Source organism: Protofrankia sp. CiP3 (genome assembly GCF_917627345.1).
GTDB lineage: Bacteria > Actinomycetota > Actinomycetes > Frankiales > Frankiaceae > Protofrankia.
In genome coordinates this window covers 1-3,943 of sequence record NZ_CAKJTM010000200.1, presented here as the reverse complement: position 1 = coordinate 3,943, position 3,943 = coordinate 1, and the positions used below count along the sequence as shown (strand labels likewise).

General features: G+C 67.6%; 6 protein-coding genes. 1 reads left to right on the top strand and 5 read right to left on the bottom strand.

Translation table 11 applies throughout. The annotated features are described in order from the left end of the window. Window positions 1–1,264: glycosyltransferase family 2 protein (locus tag MJ797_RS26145; protein ID WP_239342313.1), on the top strand; the 1,264-nt coding region annotated here is incomplete at its 5' end. A gap of 163 nt (window positions 1,265–1,427) precedes the next feature. On the opposite strand, the gene MJ797_RS26140 is transcribed toward MJ797_RS26145, so the two are convergent. The 5 genes from MJ797_RS26140 to MJ797_RS26125 all read right to left on the bottom strand — a co-directional run bounded on the left by MJ797_RS26140 (window position 1,428) and on the right by MJ797_RS26125 (window position 3,853). After that, window positions 1,428–2,204, bottom strand: coding sequence for an ATP-binding protein (locus tag MJ797_RS26140; protein ID WP_239342311.1), 777 nt, complete (start codon window positions 2,202–2,204; stop codon window positions 1,428–1,430). Window positions 2,205–2,281: 77 nt separating this feature from the next. Then, window positions 2,282–2,593 carry a DUF4037 domain-containing protein gene (locus MJ797_RS26135; protein ID WP_255739534.1) on the bottom strand — a complete coding sequence of 104 codons (312 nt, stop codon included), beginning with the start codon at window positions 2,591–2,593 and terminating at the stop codon, window positions 2,282–2,284. Continuing rightward, window positions 2,521–3,006: a DUF4037 domain-containing protein gene (locus tag MJ797_RS27130; RefSeq protein ID WP_255739531.1), complete on the bottom strand. Its 486-nt coding sequence runs from the start codon at window positions 3,004–3,006 to the stop codon at window positions 2,521–2,523. The genes MJ797_RS26135 and MJ797_RS27130 overlap by 73 nt, the downstream gene beginning before the upstream one ends. Window positions 3,007–3,191: 185 nt before the next feature. After that, window positions 3,192–3,617 carry a type II toxin-antitoxin system VapC family toxin gene (locus MJ797_RS26130; RefSeq protein ID WP_239342309.1) on the bottom strand — a complete coding sequence of 142 codons (426 nt, stop codon included), beginning with the start codon at window positions 3,615–3,617 and terminating at the stop codon, window positions 3,192–3,194. Further along, on the bottom strand, window positions 3,614–3,853 hold the full coding sequence (locus MJ797_RS26125) for a type II toxin-antitoxin system Phd/YefM family antitoxin (protein WP_239342307.1): 240 nt from the start codon (window positions 3,851–3,853) through the stop codon (window positions 3,614–3,616). Before MJ797_RS26125 ends, MJ797_RS26130 begins: the two co-directional genes overlap by 4 nt. Window positions 3,854–3,943: the final 90 nt, after the last annotated feature.

The following is a 3,943-nucleotide window of genomic DNA, read 5'->3' as shown; positions in this document are numbered from 1 at the left end:
CGGGCAGCTGGCCGTGGACGTCCTGGTGCCGGTCTACAACGAGCCGGTCGACGTGGTGGAACCGACGCTGGCCGCGGCGGTCCGGATGCGAGGTGCGCAGGTGCATGTATGCCTGCTGGACGATGGGGACAACCCGCGGATGGCCGCGCTGGCCAGCCGGTACGGCGTCACCTACATCACCCGGCCGGACCACCGCGGCGCAAAGGCCGGCAACCTCAACCACGCACTCGGCCGGACCTCCGCGCCGATCGTGGTGATCTTCGACTGCGACCACGTGCCGCACCCGGACTTCCTGGAAGCGACGCTCGGCTACCTCGACGACCCGGGTGTGGGCTTTGTACAGACACCGCAGTACTACGCGAACGCCTCGACCAACGAGGTCGCCGGGACGTCATGGGCACAGCAGGCGCTTTTCTTCGGTGGGATCGCGCGGGGCAAGGACGGCCTGGGGGCGATGTTCTGCTGCGGAACGAACATCGCTTTCCGCCGTGCGGCCCTGGCGGAGGTGGGCGGCTTCCCCGAGGACTCCCTGACCGAGGACTTCGAGCTGTCGATCCGCATGCACACCCGCGGGTGGCGGTCGGTCTACGTGCCCGAGGTACTGGCCAGTGGCCTCGGGCCGGCGGACATGGCCTCCTACACCAGCCAGCAGCTGCGGTGGTCGCGAGGCTGCATCTCGGCGATCCCGGCGGTGCTGGCCGCCCGGCTGCCCCGCCGGCTGAAAGCACAGTACCTGCTGTCCGCGGGGTACTTTCTGTCCGGCTGGACCGTGCTCATCTATATGATCATGCCGCTGATGCGGATCATGTTCGGCATCCAACCGATCACCGCCGCGAGCGCCGACCAGTTCCTGCTGCACTTCGCGCCCTACTTCACCGTGGCGCTGGGCACGGTTGCGCTGGCCGGGAACGGCAGCTACACCTTCGCCGCCTTCACCCTGCAAAGTGCCAGCTTCTGGATCGGCGTGGTGTCCACGGTACGGGCGCTGCTACGCCGGCCTGGACGTTTCGTCGTCACACCGAAGCAGGGTGCCGGGCACTGGCAGCCGGCCGTGGTGGTGGTTCCCGTCGCCGCGGCCATGGTGCTGATCGCCGCATCGATCTACGGGCTGACCCGGGACCAGGGCCCGGGCATGGCGAACAGTGTCGCGTTCGCCGGTGTGCACGCCGCGCTGCTGCTGCGCGGGGCCATACCCGCGCTGGGATGGCGAGGCCGGACCGCGCGCACCGCCGTCGGGCGCACCGCCCCGCCGATCGCCTCCTGACCCCGGCCCTGTGACACGATCCCGGGCGTCGCACGTGCGAGTAGAGCCGGCGTTGTCGATGCACGGCCGTAGGAGTGGACGATCGCACTCCCGCTCCCCTATACCAGCCGCTGAGCCTGGAACGGATCGGCGGCTGCCGGCATCATGGCTACTCGCGGGCTGGTTACCCTGTTCGGCCTGCCCATAGCGCACAGATGGGCAGTGCCCAGATCCGGTCGTCAAGATCGAAGGGAATCGGACCGGTGTGGAACACGACTCCCGCGCGGAAGCCCGGGCCGAGCTGATCGCGCAGCCACATGAGGTGGCGGGCGTCCCGAGCGGTCGGCGCCGAGGACGCCTTGATCTCGATCCCGATCACTTCGCCTCCTCCGAGGTCTATGACGACGTCGACCTCCTGGCCGTCCCGGGAGCGGATGTGGTGCAACCGGGCGTGAGGGTGGAGAAGGGTCACTTCCGGTCGTAGTTGGGCGACGACGAAGGTGTCAATCAACCTGCCGAGCAGGTCTCCGTCCCGCAGGACGCTCCGCTCGTCCACCCGGGCGGCGGCGAGCGCGAGCGCGGGATCGGTCAGGTACCGCTTCGCCCGCCTGTTCAGCCGGTTCGTCGCCCAGGCAGGAACGAGTTCGGTCAGGTAGAGGGCAGCCAAGATCCGATCGTACGCGTCAGCGGTCCTCTGGTTGATTCCGGCAGCCTGGTAGACCGTGCTCTCAGCGGGAAGGCCTGCCGTTGAAAGCCCGAGAACCTCGAGGTAGCGACGTAGTCGTACGGGGTCCCGTTGCTCCCCTGCGGCCAGCACGTCTCGATTGACGACGTGATCGATGTAGGAGTCCAGCCAGACGAGTCGCCCTGATGTGCTCAGGTTCAAGGCAGCCTCGGGGAAGCCGCTCCTCAACGCCTGGTCGACATAGTCATCCAGGCCCGTCGGCGATCCGCGGAACATACCTTGACGTGGCCATACAGCCACGGTACACAATCTGCGAGCCCAGCAGTACAAAATTTGCGAGTCCGCTAGTACAACTATTGCTGGGTCATCACTACAAGGTTTGCTGCGGCGGCGAGGTGACTGGCTGCGGCGCACAGCGCTGCTTCGCGTTCCCGCCACTGCGTCGCGCTGAACGCGTGGCGCAGGTGCCGACGGATCTGGTCGGCGAGGGTCAACTGCGCGAACGCGATGGTCAGCCATTTGCTGTACGGGGCCCAGCGGCGTTCGAGGAGAAAGCCGATCCGGACGAGGTCGCGGGCCACGCGGGCGGCGATCATGCGTGAGCCGAAGTCGTCGCCCCGGGCACCGGTGCGGCCGACGAATGGTTCTTCCTGGCTGACCCGCAGCCAGCCGGCTGCCAGGACATAGAGCGCCAGACGTCGTCTGGGTACCAGGCCAGCGCCCGGCGCCGCGTAGTGAGCGGATCGAGCGGGTCGTGCAGGACCACGCCGGCTGTGAGGCTGGCCAGGATCTGGGTCGGGGCCAGCAGCCAGTCCGCCAGCTCCATCCCGTCGGCGGGGTCGACGCCAGGCCGGTCGACAAAGAACGCCTGTGCCGTGGTCACCTCCACCTGGTGGTGTGGCCGGCCGCCGTATCGGTCGCCGTCGGAATAGACCACCGTGAAACCGTCGAACCGGGCCGGCAACCTCTCCAGCGCGACGTCGAGCTGCCTGGTGTCAACGCCAGGCGGGACGAACAGCTGCACGCGGGGGCCGAAATCGTGGTCCGTGGAGACCACGTCGTCGAAGCCGAGTACCACGGTGTCCGGCGAGGCGGGCCGGGGCCGTCCCCGGCGAGCAGGCCAGAATCAAGGATGGCCATCGGCGCGATCACCGGGTCTTCGGGACCTCGGAGAGCAAGGTGGAGCATCTCGCTCACCGCAGAGCGCCACAGGGGGAGGTCGCGGTCTCAGGTGCCAGCACGCGTTCATCCCCTGGTCCCAGCTTACGTGTGAGAATTCCATGGATTGATGAGCGGGATGCCCATAGGAGCGAAGTCGGACTCGCTGCGGGTGACGAGCGTGAGGCCATGGACCTGAGCCGTGGCGGCGATGAGTGCGTCGTGGGCTGGGCGGCGGTCGGGCACGTGGAGCCTTGCGGCCGAGTCCGCGACGGTTTGGTCGACGTCGAGCACCCGGCCCACGTATGCCGGGATCACGTTGGCATCCAGCCACGAGTCCAGAACCGCGGCCTGTCGGGTGTCGTGCCGTCGCTTGTTCTCGATGCCAGCGCGCAGCTCAAGCAGGGTGATGACCGAGAGGAAGGTCTCTGAAGGCGACAAGGCGTCTGCCCAGCCGTTGAAGTGGTCATCTCTGCGTTTGGCGGGTTTGCGGAGCTCGGAGATGACGTTGGTGTCGAGCAGGAAGCTCACAGGTCAACCTCGCGCAGCGAGTCCCGCGGTCGCACCGGATCGAAGCCGATCTCCTCGTCGAGGACGAAAGCGTCGCCCAGCCTGCCCCCGGTGCCTGTGAGCCGCTGGTAGTCAGCGAACGACAGCAGGACGTGTGATGGTCGGCCGTGATCCGTGATGATCACCGGGCCGGCAGCGGCGGCCCGTTTCACCGCGCTGACGTCGTGGTTGAACTCCCGAGACGTGACTACGCTCACCGCGATCACCTCCAAGGTAGGTAGGCACGTACCTACGGTACCTTTCCTATGCGCGGGGCGCGGACATCGCATCGTCGGCGCGGCACGACC

Bases quoted from the DNA above. Each gene is read 5' to 3' on its own strand.
- MJ797_RS26140 (WP_239342311.1), bottom strand. From the start codon at position 2,204: ATGTTCCGCGGATCGCCGACGGGCCTGGATGACTATGTCGACCAGGCG.